An 18,861-nucleotide genomic window follows, 5' to 3' on the forward strand; every position below is an offset into this window, starting at 1 on the left:
GATGAAGAAATTTTTAATACTTTTTCTTTCGTTGGTAGTGTTTTTATCAGCATGTTCGTTAGAATCTCCATTAAAAAAAGACAATGGTAGTAAAACGAATAAAAAGAAATCAGATATTACAATAGGGGTAAGTGTTTCGACTTTAAATAATCCATTTTTTGTTTCAATTAAAGAAGGACTTCAAAAAGAGGCTAAAAAGCAAGGTATGAATGTTAAAGTAGTAGATGCAAGGGATGATTCTGCTAAACAAACAAATGATATAGAAGACTTAGTTCAACAACAGGTTGATTATTTAGTTGTGAATCCAACTGATTCAAGTGCCATTTCTAGTGCAGTTCAATCTGCTAACAATGAAGGTATTCCAGTTATTACTTTAGATAGATCAGTTGATAAAGGTGATGTCGCTACATTTATTGCTTCGGATAATATAGAAGGCGGTAAGATGGGTGGCAAATTTATCTTAGATGAATTAGGTGAAAATGCTAAAGTCGCTGAATTAGAAGGTGTACCTGGCGCAAGTGCTACTAGAGAAAGAGGAAAAGGATTCCATGAAGTAGCAGATAAATCATTAGATGTTATCGCAAAGCAAAGCGCTAAATTTGATCGTGCAGAAGGGCTCAATGTCACTCAAAACATATTACAAGCTCATCCAGGTGTTAAAGCAATATTCTCTCATAACGATGAGATGGCTTTAGGAGCAATAGAAGCGGTAGGCGATAAAGATATACTCGTTGTAGGATTTGACGGAAATGAAGATGCGATGCAATCTATTAAAGAAGGTAAGTTAGATGCAACAATCGCTCAGCAACCTGAAAAAATGGGACAAGAATCAGTAAATTCAGTATTGAAACTGATGGAAGGTAAAAAAGTAGATAAAGAAATTAAAGTACCACTTAAACTCGAAAAATCTAAATAAATGTTTATTTTATGGTGAATAAGGTAAAAGACTAATGTAGTCTTTTACCTTAATTTATTTGAGAAAAAAATTTTTAGAATTTGCAACTTATTTATAATCATTCTAAATAAGTGTGTAAATAGCGTTGACAGATTAGAATGATTATAATATAATAGTTATTGTAATCAAAAGAGACCAAATAACAAACAAATCTTAGAGGAGTGTAATAAATGAATAACAATAAAGAAGTAATTGAAGTATTAAACAAACAAGTAGCAGAATGGACAGTACTTTTCACTAAACTACACAATTATCATTGGTATGTAAAAGGACCAAACTTCTTCTCACTACACGAAAAATTTGAAGAATTATACAATGAAGCAAGTGTATATATCGACGACATTGCTGAACGTATTTTAGCAATCGATGGTAACCCAATCGCTACTTTACAAGAAGCTTTAGAATGGTCAGAAGTTAAAGAAGCAGAGAAAAATCTATCAGCTAACCAAATGGTAGAACAATTATCAAAAGACTTCACAACTGTAATTGGACAATTAGAAGAAGGTATACAATTAGCGGAAAAATTAGATGACGAAATGACAGGAGACATGTTATTAGGTATGGTAACAAGTCTTGAAAAACACAACTGGATGCTTAAATCATTCTTAGGATAATAAAATATAAATGAGGTAGTTTAAATAAATCTATCTCATTATCAAGCACCGGCTTATTGAGAATTCTCAATAAGCCGGTGCTTTTTTATTATTAAAGAATATAGAATATTTGATGTATATAGTTTTGCTTGTTGACACGTTTGGTAAGAAGTGACAATAAGAGCACTGTTGTTGACACGTTTGATGAGAAATGACAATAAGGGACCTGTTGTTGACACGTTTGATGAGAAATGACAATAAAGGTACTGTTATTGACACGTTTGGTAAGAAGTGACAATAAGGGACCTGAATATTGCAAGACGAGGTTCACGTGTAACATAGCGCCCTTGAATGTAACAACGTTATAAAAAAAACCTGGGACATAAATAATTGTCCCAGGCTCTCTTTTTGTATTGGCAGTAGCTGACTGGTACGAAAACGCGCTTATATCAAGCTTTTTTCATACCTAGTCATCTTTGCCGGGGTGGGACTACGAAATCTTTTTAATAAAATGAGATTTCTGTCCCACTCCCTACTAATATATTCTCTTTATTATTCAGCGATTTCTAAAGCAATTTCCATCATTTGAGTAAATGAATTTTGTCTTTCTTCTGCTGTTGTTGCTTCGTCTCTTAATAAGTGGTCACTAACTGTAAAGATACCTAGTGCTTTTTTACCGGCAGCAGCAGCATTTACGTATAAACCTGCTGATTCCATTTCAACACCTAAAATACCTAATCTTGCCCATTTACTTGTTACTTCTGTGTCTGCATTATAGAAAATATCACTTGAGAAGATATTACCTACATGAGTAGTTGCTCCAATTTCGTCTGCTTTATTTTTAGCGCTTGATACTAAACCGAAGTCAGCAATTGGTGCGAAGTAACCTGGTACGTTGAATTGGTCAACATAGCGAGAATTAGTAGATGCACCTTGTGCAATAATAATATCATATAAATTGATATTCTCTTGCATAGCACCGCATGATCCAATTCGGATAATCGTTTCTACATCAAAGAAATTATATAGTTCATAAGAATAAATACCGATTGAAGCGATACCCATACCTGAGCCCATAACCGATACTTCTTTTCCTTTATATGTACCTGTGTATCCTAACATATTTCTTACATCGTTGAATTGTTCAACATTTTCTAAAAAGTTTTCAGCAATAAATTTAGCACGTAATGGATCCCCAGGCATTAGTACAGTTTTTGCAATTTTTACACCATTTGGTTGAATATGCGGTGTCCCTTGTGTCATAACTATCTTCTCCTTTAAAAATAAAAGTTTTTTCAATTTAAAGATAACATTTGTTTCAATTTTTTGCGAATTTTTGTACGATTAAGTTGAAAGAAAGTGGTGAATGGAGATGGATTTACAAAAAAATAAAGACAGCATACGCGTAGCAAAACTATATTATGAAGATAGTTTAAGTCAAGAAGCAATAGCTCAAAAGCTTAATATCTCTAGACCAACTGTATCGAGATTATTGAATCACGCGAAAGAACATGGGTTTGTCAAAGTAACAATTGAAGATCCATATCAAGATGCTGAAAGTTTAGCTTCACTATTAAAAGCTAAATACCAATTGAAAGATTGTATTGTTGAACATGCATCGCATAATGATTATTTAAACGTACAAAGTGCTATTGGAAAGCGTACCGCGGAATATTTAAATACTATTGTTAAAGATGGAGATAATATTGGCATTAGTTGGGGTAAAACAATGTATCAAGTGTCTCAATTTTTACAGTCTACACATTTAAAGGGTATTGGTGTAATACAACTTAAAGGTGGTATTAGTTTTTCTCATATAGACACAAGAAGCCATCAAATCCTTGAAAGGTTTGCACAAGCTTATAATGCGACACCTAGAGATTTGCCTCTACCAGTTATATTTGATGTGAAAGAAGTTAAGCAAATGGTAGAAAAAGATAGACACATCCAATCTATTTTAGAACAAGGAAGACAAGTTAATATCGCTTTGTTTACAGTAGGAACAGTTAGAGATTCTTCTTTATTATTTAAATTAGGATTTTTTAACGATGAAGAAAAAGAGAGAATTAAACACTCAGCTGTAGGAGATATTTGCTCACGCTTTTATAACGAGCAAGGGGAAGTTGCAGATCAAGCTATAAATGACCGAACGATAGGTATTGAATTAGATGCTCTAAAAGAAATAGAAAATTCTATTTTAGTAGCTGGAGGAGACCACAAAATTTCTGCTATACGTGGTGCTTTAGAAGGTCATTTAAGTAATATATTGATCACTGATCAATATACAGCACAAGCATTACTAGATTTATGAACAAAATTTCTTATATCATTTTACATTTGTTCAAAGCTTGTTTATAATATAGTTAAAGATAGAATATACGAGGAGGATTCACTATGACATTAGCAAAATATATCGATCACACAGCTTTAAAACCAGACACAACACTGGAACAAATTGATGCTTTATTAGAAGAAGCGAAAGAATATGGATTTAAATCTGTATGTATTAATCCAACACATGTTGCACATGCACGAAAAGCATTAGAAGGTACAGATGTATTAGTTTGTACAGTAATTGGGTTCCCTTTAGGGGCAACAACAAGTGAAGTGAAGGCTTTTGAAACAGAAGACGCTATTAAAAAAGGTGCACAAGAAGTAGACATGGTCATCAATATTGGTGCGCTTAAAGACGGTCGTGATGAAGAAGTTAAACGTGATATTGAAAGTGTTGTAGCAGCAGCAAATGGTGTAACAACTAAAGTAATTATTGAAACTTGTTTATTAACAGAAGATGAGAAAGTTAGAGCATGTGAATTAGCGCTTGCTGCAGGTGCAGATTTCGTTAAAACATCAACTGGATTCTCATCAGGTGGCGCAACTGCAGAAGATATCAAATTAATGAGAGAAACAGTTGGTCCTGATTTGGGCGTTAAAGCTTCAGGTGGTATCCGTTCATACGAAGATGTTAAGACGATGATTGATAATGGTGCAACTCGTATTGGTGCTTCAGCAGGTGTGAAAATATTAAAAGGTGAATCATCTGATTCAGATTATTAAAATTAAAGGTACGTTTATGTACCTTTAATCTTTTGAAATACAAGTAAGCGTATTCATAAACAGGAGGGTTTCATTATGAGAATGGTAGATGTTATAGCTAAGAAACGAGACGGGAAAGAATTAACGAAAGAAGAAATTGAATTTTTCATTAAAGGGTATACTGATGGAGAAATACCTGATTATCAAGCTTCAAGCTTTGCAATGGCGACATATTTCCAAGACATGACTGATAACGAACGTGCATATTTAACGATGGCAATGGTTGAATCAGGCGATCAAATTGATTTATCTGAAATTGAAGGTATTAAAGTGGATAAACATTCAACAGGTGGAGTGGGAGATACAACTACTTTAGTATTGGCTCCTTTAGTAGCTGCATTAGATATACCTGTAGCAAAAATGAGTGGCCGAGGATTAGGTCACACTGGCGGTACAATAGATAAATTAGAAGCGGTTGAAGGTTTCCATGTAGAAATATCAGAACAAGAATTTATTGATTTAGTAAATAGAGATAAAGTAGCTGTTATTGGTCAAACTGGAAACTTAACACCAGCAGATAAAAAGCTTTATGGTTTACGTGATGTTACTGGAACAGTTAACTCTATCCCACTTATTGCGTCATCTATAATGAGTAAGAAAATTGCAGCTGGAGCAGATGCGATTGTTTTAGATGTGAAGACGGGTGCTGGTGCGTTTATGAAAACGCTAGAAGACTCAGAATTATTAGCGCATGCAATGGTGAAAATAGGGAATAATGTAGGGCGAAATACTATGGCTATTATTTCTGATATGAGTCAACCATTAGGAAGAGCAATTGGCAATGGACTTGAAGTGAAAGAAGCAATAGAAACGTTAAGAGGTGAAGGACCTGAAGATTTAACAGAACTTGTATTAACTTTAGGATCTCAAATGGTTGTATTAGCTAAAAAAGCTGAGAATTTAGATGAGGCACGAGAAAAATTACAAGAAGTTATCCAAAACGGTAAAGCACTTGAGAAGTTTAAAGTATTCCTTGAAAACCAAGGTGGAGATGGTTCGGTAGTTGATGATGTTTCTAAATTACCTCAAGCTCAACATACGTTTGAAGTAAAGGCGAAAAAATCTGGATATGTATCTAACATTGTAGCTGATGAGATTGGTGTTGCTTCAATGCTTTTAGGGGCAGGAAGAGCTACAAAAGATGATATAATTGACTTAGCCGTTGGTTTAGTATTAAATAGAAAAGTTGGAGATAAAGTTGAAGAAGGAGAATCACTTGTAACAATCTATGCAAATCAAGAAGATATTAAAGATGTTGAAGAGAAAATTTTAAATAACATTGATATTTCTGATGAACAAGTGAAGCCGACTTTAATCCATAAAGTGATTACAGATTAGGAGTGTGTCAAATGACAAACCGATTTAAACGTATTCATTTAATTGTAATGGATTCAGTAGGAATAGGCGAAGCACCAGACGCTAAAGATTTTGGTGACGAAGGTTCACATACATTAAAGCATACGCTAGAAGGTTTCAAAGAATCCTTACCAAACCTAGAAAAATTAGGACTTGGAAATATAGAATCTTTACCAGTTATCAATAATGTAGAAAAACCTGAAGCATTTTATACAAAATTAAGTGAAGCGTCTGTAGGAAAAGATACAATGACAGGACATTGGGAAATCATGGGATTAAATATTGATAAACCATTCAAAGTATATCCTGAAGGTTTCCCTGAAGAACTTGTTAAAGAAATAGAAGATTTAACAGGTAGAAAAGTTGTGGCAAATAAACCAGCATCAGGTACTGAAATTATAGAAGAATACGGTAAACATCAAATGGAAACAGGCGATTTAATCGTTTATACGTCAGCAGACCCAGTATTACAGATTGCTGCACACGAAGATATCATTCCATTAGAGGAATTATATGATATTTGTGAAAAAGTTAGAGAACTAACTAAAGACCCTAAATATTTAATCGGGCGTATTATTGCACGACCATATCTAGGAGAACCAGGTAATTTCACAAGAACATCTAATAGACACGATTATGCATTGAAACCATTTGGTAAAACTGTCATGAACACGCTAAAAGATGCAGATTACGATGTAATTGCAATTGGTAAAATTAATGATATTTATGACGGAGAAGGTGTAACAAAAGCAATACGTACGAAAGATAATATGGACGGCATGGACCAACTTCTTAAAGTTGTAGATACAGACTTTACAGGAATTAGTTTCTTAAATTTAGTTGATTTTGATGCGTTATATGGCCATAGAAGAGATAAAGAAGGTTACGCTCAAGCAATTAAAGATTTCGATAATCGTTTAGGTGAATTGTTAGAAAATGTTCGCGAAGATGATTTAGTTATTATTACAGCAGATCACGGTAATGATCCAACAGCTGATGGTACTGACCATACTCGTGAATATGTTCCATTATTAATGTTTAGCCCAAGCATTACGGAATACCACGAACTTTCAGGGGATACAACGTTTAGTTCAATTGGTGCAACAATTGCAGATAACTTTAATGTAGAATTACCGCAGTTCGGTAAGAGCTATTTAAGTGAAATGGGGATTAAATAATGAACGCAGTAAGACGTATTTTTGGTCTTGCATTTAGTTTTGCAGGCCTTATGCATTTTATGAGATCAGAAGGTTTTGAAGCTATCGTACCTAATTTCTTACCCTTTAAAAAAGGAATTGTATGGATTTCAGGCGTGATGGAAATTATTTTCGGTATTTTATTACTCGTTAGAAAACCAAGTAGTATGACTAAGAAATTAATTGAATGGTTCTTAGTTGCTGTATTTCCAGCAAACGTATATATGGCACAAAAAAATATACCGTTAAATGGGAAACAATTACCTACATGGGCTTTATGGGGTAGATTACCATTACAATATGTACTTATTAAAATCGTTAGAAAAATGTAATTAAAAAGGAGTGAAACAGAGATTTTTTGAAAAATTAAATCTCCGTTTCACTCCTTTTTTCTATTTTAAACATAATAGTGTATTTTATTAATCTTCTTTAAATATTACATTCCATCCATCTTTTTTCGATAAGAATTCAGTTGCAAGTCGTTGAGCACCTTCTAATGAGTGGCTTGCTGCCCAACCACATTGTACTTCATTACATGCTGGAACTTCTGTAGCTTGCTCAACATCTTTTAACGTTTTTTCTATAATATTTAAGACATCATCATAATCGTCATGATTTATAAATGAAGCGTAAAAGCCTGTTTGACAACCCATTGGGCTTACATCTACAACATTATCAGTATGGTTTCTAATGTTTTCAGCCATTAAATGTTCTAAAGAGTGTAAAGCGGGCATTTCCATATGTTCTTTATTTGGTTGTTTAAAACGAATATCATATTTGTGAATAACATCTCCATTTAAACCTTCTTTAATTCCCGCAAGTCTTACAAATGGTGCATCTACTTTAGTGTGATCTAAATTAAAACTTTCTACATTCATCTTTGTCATGAAGATTCCTCCTTTGATTTCGGCATCATTATATCAAGTAAATTTTGAAAAAACAATAAATTCAGATTTCAATTACTTTCTTTATGTGTTACTTTATAAGATAATAAAATAAATTATTCTGAAAATGGAGTGATGTGTATGGAGAGATTAAGAGTCGTCCCATACGATAGTATATGGCAACATCTTTTTTTAGAAGAAAAGAAATATTTACAATCGTTATTAAAAGAACATAGCATAAATATAGAACATATTGGATCTACAGCTATCCCAGGGTTATCAGCTAAACCTATCATTGATATTTTAATGGTGGTAAAAGATAGTGAAACGATAGATGATTATACAAAGGAATTATCTGCACTAGGTTACGAGTCTAAAGGAGAACGAGGCGTTATTGGAAATCGTTATTTTAAAAAATATAATCATAACGGTGATGTCTCTCATCATTTACATATCTATGATGAAGACAGCCCACACATATTGAGACTTATTTCTTTTAGAGATTATTTGAGAACATTTAACGGCGAGAGAGAACGATATAGTCGCCTTAAACATGACTTATCTATAGATTTTCCAGCGGATAGTGTAGAGTATTATCAAGGTAAAGATAGTATGATTAAAGAATTTGAGAAAAAGGCTGAAAAATGGTACTTAAACTCAAATGATGCGCTCGCAAAACATTGACATATCCGAGTGTTAAAGTTAGAATTAAAACAATTTCATACGTATTATCAAGAGTGACTGAGGGAAAGGCCCTTTGACGTCCAGCAACCTCCCTACATGGAAAGGTGCCAAATCCTGCAGTGTTCAACTGAGAGATAAAATTTCGATTGGCGCATTTCCTAACTAAGGAGTGCGCTTTTATATTGGAAAGGTTGTATAGTGAATGAGCAATTTATCGCAAAATATTTTAAATTATATTGAACAAAATAAACACTTATATTTGTCTATGAGCCATCAAATACACGAACGTCCAGAACTAGGTAATGAAGAAGTTTTTGCTTCAAGATTGTTAAGTGATCAACTGAAAAATCATCATTTTAAGATAGAGAAAAATATAGCAAAGCATCCGACTGGATTTATAGCTACATATGACACGAAAATAGAAGGTCCAACGATATGTTTTTTAGCGGAATATGATGCATTGCCAGGCTTAGGGCATGCATGTGGACACAATATAATCGGTACTTCGAGCGTTTTAGCAGGTATTAGTTTATCAAAAGTTATTGACCAAGTGGGCGGTAAAATAGTCGTGCTTGGTTGTCCAGCAGAAGAAGGCGGGGTTAATGGTAGCGCTAAAGCTAGTTATGTTAAAGCGGGTATTATAGACGATTTAGACATTGCACTTATGGTACACCCTGGCCATGAGACGTATGTCACAGTGCCATCATTAGCAGTAGATGTATTCGATGTAAAGTTTTATGGAAGGAGTGCTCACGCGTCTGAGAATGCTTTTGAAGCGATTAATGCTTTAGACGCTATGTTGTCCTTCTTTAACGGTGTAAGTATGTTGAGACAACAAATTAAGAAAACAGATAAAGTGCACGGTGTAATATTAAATGGAGGTGAAGCGGCAAATATTATTCCTGATTTTACACATGCAAGATTTTATACTAGAGCAACCTCACGTAAACATTTAGATGAACTGACTGATAGAGTTCGAAAAATCGCTGAAGGAGCTGCATTGCAAACTGGTTGTAAGTCAGAAGTAAGACCAATACAAAACGGTGTAAATGAATTTGTTATTAATAAACCTTTAGATGAATTGTTTAGAAAACATGCAGAATCTTTAGGAGAAGATGTTATAGAAGATGATTTTGGTTTTGGATCAACAGATACGGGGAATGTAAGTCATATCATACCTACTATACATCCACATATTAAAATCGGACCATCTAATTTAGTTGGTCATACGAAAGAATTTTGCCAAGCTGCAGCAAGTACAATGGGAGATAAAGCATTGATAAGCGGTGCTAAAATATTAGCATCGATGGGATTAGAATTAATAGAGAACGTACCCCTTAGAAATGAGATTATCGAGCATCATCAAACATTAAGGGAGAACTTATTATGACAAAAGCCTATCATAAACCTTTATTATTAACACTTAAAGATTTATATGAAGATAATATTATCTATAATTCGAGGCCATCCTATGAAGATAATCCTTGGTTAAAAGCCGAAGAAGATCAATCTAATTTTTTAACAGCTAGAGAATTGGTTATTAGTAAAATGCCAATGATTATTCATGAAGCATGTTTAACAAAAAGGATAGAAGATTTGTTAAATCTAGTTGGAGAAAAAGTGCCAGACAATATACATCGTTTTAAAGATAAAGAAAGTTACGAACAATTGATACAGCAATTAACAAATAAACGTAATAAAATATTCTTTCAATATATTCATGGAGAACATTTATGTGATAAGGACGATTATGCTATATATAAACCAAAGTTTATAGACTTAAATAATAAATCGAAATTATCACAGTGGACTAAAGGAAAGTATTTACCTAGACGTGAATGTGTTAGTGTTAAAGAATATGAAGAAGAAATTAAAAATTGGGAACTACCTCTTGTATTAAAGCCGGGAGATGAATTACCGACAGCAGGTGGGTATGGGGTTATGATATGTTATACTGAAGATGATCTAAAGAAAGCAAATCAAAGAATTAAAGAAGCTACTGAAACAGAACATATTATTATAGAACAATTTATCGAAGAGGTAGACAATTATTGTGTACAATATGTATATAGTGAAGATACTGGTATCCAATATATAGGGGCAGTTAAACAATTAACAGATGACTACGGATTTTATAATGGTAATGTTAATTCAGACGAAGTACCACAAAGCGTTATAGATGCAGGATATGAAATTATGCAAAATGGTGTTGAATATGGTTATAAAGGTGTTTCAGGCTTTGATTTACTGATAGATAAAGAAGGAAAAATATATGCCATAGATTTAAACTTTAGACAAAATGGTTCAACGAGTATGCTTTTACTTAAAAATAGATTAAAAGATGGTTTTCATAAATTTTTAAGTTACCATGCAAAAGGAGATAACGAACACTTTTATAAAGTGATTGAAAAATATGTTGAAGATGGCCATCTTTATCCACTCTCATTCTTCGATGGGGATTGGTTTGGAAAGAATAAAGTAAATGCAAGATTTGCTGGCATATGGCATGCTGAAACAGAATCTAAAGCACTTCAATTAGAACAAAAATTCCTTTCTGAACTCTACGATGAATAGCGTTTAAAATAATTATGGAAATTAAAGCAAATTTTCATTGACTTATAGCTTTTAAATATACTATATTTTATTGGTATTAAATATAAAGAAGAGGGTGGTATAACAATGGCTATCCAGGATATGTCTATGTTCAAACAAATATTAACGAAAGAAAAATTTTACGTTGTTCTAACAGATAAAAGAATTTTAAGAGATGCAGATACAAATACTCGTTTAATTTGGTCAAAACAAGAATACGCAGAAAAGTATTTAAAAGAAACTAACATTACAACATACGAAAAAGTGATGGAATTAGATCTAGACCGCTTTGTAACTTATGAAATGGACGATATATTAGACGAAGGTGACCGATTCATAGTAGACCGTTATGAAGAATTTTCAGGTACAGAAGTCGAAGCGATAAGATTTATCGAACAAATCATGAGTGAGTTAGATGATATTCGTATTGAAGAATTTGCTGAAGATATTTGTAATGAAGACTATGTATACGGGTTAACAGTAAAAGGGCAAAAGCAATTTATTATCGTTTCAGAAGAAGACAGCAGCTTACCAAATATGATGACAGTATGGAGTACAAGAAAACTTGTAGAAAAAGTACACCGCAATGATTTTGAGGAATATGACATCATCGAAGTAGAAACTGAAGTATTTGAAGAATGGCTAGAAGATTTAAAACAAGATAATATTGCATTAGGTGTGAACTTAAAACCGGGAATGATTGGTACAGTTACAGATCCTAAAGTAGTATTAAACGCGATGCCTTGTTAAGGGAATAAAATATTAATTTTAGACTTTTGCTAAATAGCAAAAGTTTTTTTTTATGCCTTGAATAAGTTGGTAATAATTAAATTAAATAAATTAAAGCATTGTTGTAAAAGAGCTTTAATTAGATTAAAATGTAAAATAATGTAAAAAAAAGTTTAAGATTGAAATAGTAGAAAATTATGCCACTAAAGAGCTTCTACATAAGGTGATAATAATGTTTAAATATATGAAATTACGCATATTAAGGTTACAACTATTTATAGCATTTATCCTTTTAACGATAATTGCTCTATTGCATTTATACAATGCTTATCAAACTTATGGTATCTATGTACTATTAGAAAACACACCATATACACGATCTTTATTATTTGATGGGTTTAGTGCTTTACAAACGGTTTATCTATTGATTATGCCTTTAGCTGTATCCATAGGTGTAAGTGATATTTTTATACAAGATCGTAAGCAACATTTATTACATCATGCTTATATGTATCATGTGAATAAGTCAGTAGATATAAAGGTGATTTTATACTCAAGTATTATTGCTTCGCTTCTTGTAATAATCCCTTTATTAATGAATCTTATAGGTGAATTTTTAATATTACCTAATATATCGCCAGAAAGATATACTAATAATCTAATAGGAATTCATAGCTCAAATACATTAAGTGTACCTTTATACTATACAATGCCATTATTATATATCTTATTATATATTTTATTGGCTGGTATTTGGGGGGCAATAATGAATATATTTGGGATAACTCTTTCTATATATACGAATAATAGAATTTTGGCAATGATTGGTCCATTTATTTTTCAAATTTTATTGATTATATTAACAAATTTATCATATAAACCATATGTAGTTCCTCCAATATATTTCTTAACGGGACGAACGGAATTCATGTATTTCGAATTTTTACCGATTGTCTTGACTTTCATATTGTTTATCAGTTTATCAATTTATTTCTATATAAGAGGTATGCGCAAATATGAACTTGATTAAATATCGATTTACATCATTGATTAATACAAAATTTCTAGCGTGGCATATTTTATTCTTTGGATTAATGATTATCTATCAGAAGGGAAACGTCGGGTATTTTCCTTCTGATGATTTTCAATTTACAAATTTATTATTAAGTAAGTTTACGCTTACTTATGTTGTTCTACCAATATTAACCATTATGACGATTGTGTTTTACCGAAATGAACTTGTTCATAAAGTGTTTATTGGATATAGAAATTATTTAAAGATAGATGTGTTGTTATATGTCGGTTTTATATCTTTGCTAATAAGTATCGAAATGATGTTGGCAAGTATGGTTGCTATGAACTTTCAACTTCAATTTAATATAGTGTTTATTGTAACAGCTTGCTTGATGATAGTAGGGAATTTTACGATTTCATTATTGTCACTTACTTTATATTTAAGATTTTTTAATCGTGCAATATCATTATTACTTGTAAATGTGCTTGTGCTTTTAGATTTTGTCATAATGCAAAGTGGAAAATGGAATTGGTTAATTCTTGATTCAAAGAAATTATTTTCAATTTCTTGGTCGTGGATGATATATCAATTGTTATTTATAGTGTTTGTCTATTTAATTGTTGAATGGACTATTATGAAAAAGGAAATAATGTGATGAATATTCTAAAATTTACTGTTGGTATTATACAAAGTTTATGGAAAACGTTCATGATTATAAACGGAATATTTATTTTGGTACTAATGCTATTCAGACCATATTTAAGAGATGGTTTATGGAATTTTATTTTTCGTGGTAATAATGAAGCTGAGTTAAGTGTGCATTTATATAGGATACCTGGGTTGTACATAATGATTATGTTTCTTGCCATATTTTTCATTTATCGCTTTATACATGTTCTTTATCAATATTACATTGTAGAGTGGCAAATGCTATTAAATATTAAGGGAAGATGGATGGTTCTTATCATCATATCATTCATTATGAGTTTAATTTATATTCTAGGTATATGGTTTACCATTTCTGCTATTGACGGAGAATTTTCGCATAATGTAACTCACTTATTGAACTTAATAATAAGTGTTTATTTCTTAATGATTGTATTTATTTGGAGTTACATTGCTTATAAATTTTATATAAGCTTTTTAATATCGTTGATGTGGATTATCGCCACAACAAGATTTGATTTAGATTTTAACATTTTAAATACATCTTTATTTTCAAGAATACAAGGCGTTTCTTACACAAATTTTATATGTTGTGTGCTATCTATTGTTGTGGTGAATATGTTATTGGTCTTTGAATTAGGACGTGATCATCACATGAAATTTCAAAGAGGTGATGATGAAGTATGATTAAATTAATAGATGTATCAAAAGAACACCAACGCAATCAATTGCTTAAAAATATTAATTTAGAAATTGAGCGTGGAAAAGTTTATGGATTTAAAGGACGTAATGGTTCTGGTAAGACAATGCTTTTAAGGGCGATATTAGGATTGATTAAAGTTGATGGGCAAGTAATGATTAATAATGAACCGCTTAAATTTGGCTCAAAATACCCTCTTAAAGTCGGTGTATTTATAGAAAAACCAAGCATTATAACTGAATTTACGGCTTTAAAAAATCTTAAATTAGTAGCTGCATTAAAAGGAATAACAGATATCAATGAAATGACTAAATATTTAGTAGAACTTGGATTAGATTATAAAGATAAAAGAAAAGTTCGAAAATATTCATTAGGGATGAAACAGAAAGTTGGCATTGCTCAAACTTTAATGGGTGATCCTGAATTAATTGTTTTAGATGAACCTACCAATGCTTTGGATAGGAAGAGTATTGAGAAACTTGTTCAAATCCTTGAAAAATTAAAACAGCAAGGATGTACAATATTGATTGCTTCACATCAATTTGAAGACATAGAAAGTGTTGTAGATGAGGTTGTTCATATAGAAGCAGGTGCATTAGAATGAAAAATAAAGTAATTCTATTATCTTCTTTAATTGTATTTGTAGTTCTCGTTATATTAGGATTCATTCAGTATCGTAAAGTAAACGCAGAATTTCAAGATTATGAATTTAAGGAAGAGAAAATTAAACTTAATCAAACGCATAATATAACTTTTGGAACAATGAAATTTAGTAATTTGAGTTATAAAGTTAAAGATAAAGAGATATTTTTAAGTGCTGATATCAAAGTAGTTAAAAAGGATGACTATCCAGATAAATATTATAATAATATTTATGCAAGTTTATTTTTACGTGTTAATGATGAAATCTTACAACAGTCTGATGAATTTAAAACGAAAAAAGGTAAAAGACTTGTGCCGGATAGACCATACTTTGATAAGCATAATGTTTATGAGGGACACGTTACATTTAGATATACACCAATAGATCCTGATGGAGAAAATGATTTAGAACTAGCTTACCTCGACCGTAATGGTCATAAGTTAAAGAAATTATATTTACCGATTCGTGTTGACGGTGGGAAGATAGTTTGATACATTATTACTAACTACTTAGGTAGTTACTACATCCCAACGTAGTAAAATAATTTTTCCATTAAAATAACCCTTAAGAGAAAAATCTTTTTCTCTTAAGGGTTATTTCGTCTTCTATATTTTCTTCGAACTTGCTTATATATAAATTCACAAGAACGTCGTGCCAAATGTAATCTTTCATCATTTTAATTTGCGTGCTATCTCGACTGATATACGCACGCATATCATCATCTGGTGTTTGACCGTAAATCATATATTGATTATCGATGATTACGATAAATGGTTTAAGGGTCAATGAGCTTTGAACATAATTGGTATATCTGTGATTGATTAAATCGTGTCCTGGTTTATCTACTTGAAAAGTCATTCCTTGGATATGAATATCTTTATGCGCATTTTTGTCTATGACTTCATATATATCTGGCCAAATAGAAACAGTTATTTGCTTTTTTGCAGTTTTAACCGCTTCTGAAATATTACTATATATGTTTGATGCGTTTGTTAAAACTTCTATTTGTATTGCGTCATTTTGATTTGCGATATTTAATTTATCCATTTCTTCTTCTAATTGAATCAATGCATTATTTTGTTTCTTCTCAAATAATTCTACTGTTTGTTTAGGTGAAATAGCATAATAAAACTTTTTTTGATTTTGTAAATTATAGTATACAAGTCCTTGTTCTTCTAATTTATTTAATGATTCATAAATTTTTGAATTGGGTACGCTTGATAGTTCGCTTAATTTGTATGCAGTGATACCTGGGTTTTGTACTAAATAAATATAAGCTTTTGATCCATATTCACTTAAACCAAATTGCTTTAATAAATCTATCATTTTATTCATGCTGATCATCCTTTAACTTTAAGTTACCTTGACTCCAAATAAAGGGAGTATGTCATAGGCTTGGTATTCCGAAACAGTAGCGCCCTTTAAATCTGTAGGCTGTATTACAAGTTCTTCTATTTCATTTGATGATAAATCAACGCCATTTAAAGATGTTTCTACTACTTCTAATGAAGTTAAACTACAATCTTTAATTTCAAGAGCTTTTTGCTTACAGAATGATATGTAAGTTTCAGACATTTGATTATCATTAAATAAAACGTGGTCAAATTGGCAATTAACAAATTGGCTCATCTTTAACTGACAATTTGAAAATTGGACATGTTTAAGTGTTAAGTCAGTAAATGTCGCACCAATCATACGGCAATCTTTAAATTGTATTCTATTTAATGAAGCGTCTTCAAACTGGCAATTTGATAAGTCACAGCCATGAAACACAAGGTCAAGCCCATGTATTTTTGTAAAATCAATAGATTCAAACGTACATTGGTTAAAATATAGTGTATCCATTTGCGTTGTGTCTTCATCGAATTCGATATGCGCTTTGTTAAAATATAAATCATAAGAAGATTGTAACAGTGTATAGTGCTCTTCAGGTTCATATTCAAATTCTTTCTTTATTTTTGGTTGAATAATTTTCATGAATGTACTCCTTATTATAATATGCGTTTGTACCTAAATAATATAACGACATAAATTATTATTCATTATACTATAAATATAATGATAAGAAAGTTAAGTATAAATTAAAAACACTTTCACTTAGAAATTCAAATTTTCTATGTGAAAGTGTATATATTTTTTATTTTTTATTTTCTTCGTCTTCACGTTCTTCTAATGATTTAGAAAAATCTGTGTCGTCATCGATATAAGTCATTTTGAAATGCTTAGTAGGCTCTCTTCGCAATGCTTTCATGATAGAGAATATCATCATAAAGAGTATGAATGCGAATGGAAGACCGGCGACGATGGAAGCAGTTTGTAAGCTTTCTAAACCACCTGCTAACGTCATTGCGACTGATATAGCACCAATCAGTATACCCCAAACTAATTTGTATTTGAATGGTGGTGTAATTGAGCCTCTGTCCGACATACTTGAAAGAATAAATGTAGTTGAATCAGCGCTCGTAACTAAGAATAAGAAAATTAAAATAATCGCTAGTATACTTGTGAACTCGTATAGAGGGAAGTGTGATAATAATGAGAAGAGTGCTACTGTGTAATCACCTTTAACATCTTCTGCTATACTTGCACCTTTATTGATAACAAGATACATTGCTGTTCCACCGAATGTCGCAATCCAACTCATTGAGATAAGTGGTGGTATAATTAGAACACCGATTACAAATTCGCGTATTGTTCTACCACGTGAAACACGAGCTACAAATCCACCTATAAATGGAGACCATGCAATCACCCATGCCCAATAGAACACTGTCCATTGTTGTATCCAAGAATTATCTCCTTCATATGGATTTAATCTTAAACTATATTGAACAAAATTCGTGATATAATCGCCAATTGCAACTGTGAATGTTTCAAATATAAATTGTGTTGGTCCTAAAATTAGAATGAATACTAGTAATGCAAAACATATAAAAATGTTTGAATTACTTAACCATTTTACGCCTTTGTTCAAGCCTGAAGCGGCAGATCCTAGGAAAATTAATGTCATAATGATAGTAATAATAATTTTAGTCCAATTATTGTTGGGTATATCAAATACATGATTAAGCCCTCCACCGATTTGCATAATACCTAAACCGATGGAAGTAGCAATACCCATAACAGTAGCTACAATCGCTAACACATCAATGACATTTCTATATGGCTTTTTATAAGCTTCACCAAATACTGGTTCCATAGCAGTAGAAATTAGGCCATTTCTTCTTTTTCTAAATTGGAAGAATGCTACGATTAGCCCAGCCATAGCAAAGATTGACCATTGAGATATACCCCAATGGAAAAATGTATATCCCATTGCTAACCTTGCTGATTCTAATGTACTACCGTCTACTTCATTAGGAAGAGGTGATTTTAAATAATGTGTCATAGGTTCGGCAACGCCCCAAAAGACGATACCTACACCTAAGCCTGCAGAAAACAGCATACCAACCCAGGATATGAATGAGAATTCTGGCTCTTCGTCATCTCTACCTAACTTAAAACGTCCAAATCTAGTTATAGCTAACCCTATTAAAAATATATCTAAAACAAATACAATAATAAGGAATAACCATCCCGTACTATTGGATATCCATCCATATAAAATATTGGCGTACTTTCCAAAGCCTGAAGGAAATACTCCGGCTAATAAAGTGATTAATATGATTATAGACATGGATACCCAGAACACTAACGTTGTTTTGTTACTCTGATTATCTGGTTGTTCATTCGACTGACTCATTGTTTTCCCC

General features: G+C 31.9%; 21 protein-coding genes and 1 riboswitch. Of the genes, 16 read left to right on the forward strand and 5 right to left on the reverse strand.

Annotation, left to right across the window (positions count from 1 at the left end):
• Nucleotide 1 precedes the first annotated feature (1 nt).
• Nucleotides 2-916, forward strand: a complete 915-nt coding sequence (locus tag LQ688_RS06940) for a D-ribose ABC transporter substrate-binding protein (protein ID WP_026023602.1) — start codon at nt 2-4, stop codon at nt 914-916.
• Between the two features lie 209 nt (nt 917-1,125).
• A complete protein-coding gene (locus tag LQ688_RS06945; protein WP_016998863.1) occupies nt 1,126-1,569 on the forward strand; it encodes a Dps family protein in 444 nt (147 codons plus the stop codon).
• Nucleotides 1,570-2,100: 531 nt separating this feature from the next.
• Here LQ688_RS06945 and deoD read toward each other — a convergent pair.
• Nucleotides 2,101-2,811: a purine-nucleoside phosphorylase gene (gene deoD, locus LQ688_RS06950; RefSeq protein ID WP_064204172.1), complete on the reverse strand. Its 711-nt coding sequence runs from the start codon at nt 2,809-2,811 to the stop codon at nt 2,101-2,103.
• Nucleotides 2,812-2,920: 109 nt separating this feature from the next.
• On the opposite strand from deoD, the gene LQ688_RS06955 reads away from it, so the two are divergent.
• The 5 genes from LQ688_RS06955 to LQ688_RS06975 all read left to right on the forward strand — a co-directional run bounded on the left by LQ688_RS06955 (nt 2,921) and on the right by LQ688_RS06975 (nt 7,528).
• Nucleotides 2,921-3,859: a sugar-binding transcriptional regulator gene (locus tag LQ688_RS06955; protein ID WP_239752699.1), complete on the forward strand. Its 939-nt coding sequence runs from the start codon at nt 2,921-2,923 to the stop codon at nt 3,857-3,859.
• 83 nt (nt 3,860-3,942) lie between these two features.
• Nucleotides 3,943-4,605 (forward strand): deoxyribose-phosphate aldolase, encoded by a 663-nt coding sequence (deoC, locus tag LQ688_RS06960; RefSeq protein WP_016998866.1) that lies wholly within the window; start codon nt 3,943-3,945, stop codon nt 4,603-4,605.
• Nucleotides 4,606-4,680: 75 nt separating this feature from the next.
• The gene (locus LQ688_RS06965) at nt 4,681-5,982 is read left to right on the forward strand and encodes a pyrimidine-nucleoside phosphorylase (RefSeq protein ID WP_239752700.1); all 1,302 of its coding nucleotides are present in this window, start codon (nt 4,681-4,683) and stop codon (nt 5,980-5,982) included.
• Nucleotides 5,983-5,993: 11 nt separating this feature from the next.
• Nucleotides 5,994-7,178: a phosphopentomutase gene (deoB, locus tag LQ688_RS06970; protein WP_016998868.1), complete on the forward strand. Its 1,185-nt coding sequence runs from the start codon at nt 5,994-5,996 to the stop codon at nt 7,176-7,178.
• Nucleotides 7,178-7,528: a DoxX family protein gene (locus LQ688_RS06975; protein ID WP_016998869.1), complete on the forward strand. Its 351-nt coding sequence runs from the start codon at nt 7,178-7,180 to the stop codon at nt 7,526-7,528. The genes deoB and LQ688_RS06975 overlap by 1 nt, the downstream gene beginning before the upstream one ends.
• A gap of 87 nt (nt 7,529-7,615) precedes the next feature.
• Here LQ688_RS06975 and LQ688_RS06980 read toward each other — a convergent pair whose 3' ends face one another.
• Nucleotides 7,616-8,083 carry an S-ribosylhomocysteine lyase gene (locus LQ688_RS06980; RefSeq protein ID WP_016998870.1) on the reverse strand — a complete coding sequence of 156 codons (468 nt, stop codon included), beginning with the start codon at nt 8,081-8,083 and terminating at the stop codon, nt 7,616-7,618.
• 138 nt (nt 8,084-8,221) lie between these two features.
• On the opposite strand from LQ688_RS06980, the gene LQ688_RS06985 reads away from it, so the two are divergent.
• The 9 genes from LQ688_RS06985 to LQ688_RS07025 all read left to right on the forward strand — a co-directional run bounded on the left by LQ688_RS06985 (nt 8,222) and on the right by LQ688_RS07025 (nt 15,600).
• Nucleotides 8,222-8,764, forward strand: a complete 543-nt coding sequence (locus tag LQ688_RS06985; RefSeq protein WP_016998871.1) for a GrpB family protein — start codon at nt 8,222-8,224, stop codon at nt 8,762-8,764.
• Between the two features lie 41 nt (nt 8,765-8,805).
• Nucleotides 8,806-8,905, forward strand: a riboswitch (SAM riboswitch).
• Between the two features lie 61 nt (nt 8,906-8,966).
• Nucleotides 8,967-10,154, forward strand: coding sequence for a M20 family metallopeptidase (locus LQ688_RS06990; RefSeq protein WP_070044868.1), 1,188 nt, complete (start codon nt 8,967-8,969; stop codon nt 10,152-10,154).
• The gene (gene ldmS / locus LQ688_RS06995) at nt 10,151-11,338 is read left to right on the forward strand and encodes an L-aspartate--L-methionine ligase LdmS (protein ID WP_218688336.1); all 1,188 of its coding nucleotides are present in this window, start codon (nt 10,151-10,153) and stop codon (nt 11,336-11,338) included. The genes LQ688_RS06990 and ldmS overlap by 4 nt, the downstream gene beginning before the upstream one ends.
• Nucleotides 11,339-11,443: 105 nt before the next feature.
• A complete protein-coding gene (locus LQ688_RS07000; protein ID WP_016998874.1) occupies nt 11,444-12,106 on the forward strand; it encodes a DUF2750 domain-containing protein in 663 nt (220 codons plus the stop codon).
• Nucleotides 12,107-12,317: 211 nt separating this feature from the next.
• Nucleotides 12,318-13,115: a hypothetical protein gene (locus LQ688_RS07005; protein WP_016998875.1), complete on the forward strand. Its 798-nt coding sequence runs from the start codon at nt 12,318-12,320 to the stop codon at nt 13,113-13,115.
• The gene (locus LQ688_RS07010; RefSeq protein ID WP_016998876.1) at nt 13,102-13,755 is read left to right on the forward strand and encodes a hypothetical protein; all 654 of its coding nucleotides are present in this window, start codon (nt 13,102-13,104) and stop codon (nt 13,753-13,755) included. The genes LQ688_RS07005 and LQ688_RS07010 overlap by 14 nt, the downstream gene beginning before the upstream one ends.
• Nucleotides 13,755-14,453: a hypothetical protein gene (locus tag LQ688_RS07015; RefSeq protein WP_016998877.1), complete on the forward strand. Its 699-nt coding sequence runs from the start codon at nt 13,755-13,757 to the stop codon at nt 14,451-14,453. Before LQ688_RS07010 ends, LQ688_RS07015 begins: the two co-directional genes overlap by 1 nt.
• Entirely contained in the window at nt 14,450-15,070 is a 621-nt protein-coding gene (locus tag LQ688_RS07020; protein ID WP_135031109.1) for an ABC transporter ATP-binding protein, read from the forward strand. The genes LQ688_RS07015 and LQ688_RS07020 overlap by 4 nt, the downstream gene beginning before the upstream one ends.
• Complete coding sequence (locus tag LQ688_RS07025) at nt 15,067-15,600, forward strand: hypothetical protein (RefSeq protein ID WP_064204163.1); 534 nt, start codon at nt 15,067-15,069, stop codon at nt 15,598-15,600. The genes LQ688_RS07020 and LQ688_RS07025 overlap by 4 nt, the downstream gene beginning before the upstream one ends.
• 73 nt (nt 15,601-15,673) lie before the next feature.
• Here LQ688_RS07025 and LQ688_RS07030 read toward each other — a convergent pair whose 3' ends face one another.
• The 3 genes from LQ688_RS07030 to LQ688_RS07040 form a co-directional block, all read right to left on the reverse strand.
• A complete protein-coding gene (locus tag LQ688_RS07030; RefSeq protein ID WP_182094050.1) occupies nt 15,674-16,444 on the reverse strand; it encodes a TrmB family transcriptional regulator in 771 nt (256 codons plus the stop codon).
• A gap of 18 nt (nt 16,445-16,462) precedes the next feature.
• Entirely contained in the window at nt 16,463-17,086 is a 624-nt protein-coding gene (locus LQ688_RS07035; RefSeq protein ID WP_016998882.1) for a pentapeptide repeat-containing protein, read from the reverse strand.
• Between the two features lie 160 nt (nt 17,087-17,246).
• The gene (locus LQ688_RS07040; protein ID WP_103268942.1) at nt 17,247-18,851 is read right to left on the reverse strand and encodes a BCCT family transporter; all 1,605 of its coding nucleotides are present in this window, start codon (nt 18,849-18,851) and stop codon (nt 17,247-17,249) included.
• Between the last annotated feature and the right edge of the window lie 10 nt (nt 18,852-18,861).

It is taken from the genome of Mammaliicoccus sp. J-M40 (genome assembly GCF_022386395.1).
Lineage (GTDB): Bacteria > Bacillota > Bacilli > Staphylococcales > Staphylococcaceae > Mammaliicoccus > Mammaliicoccus lentus.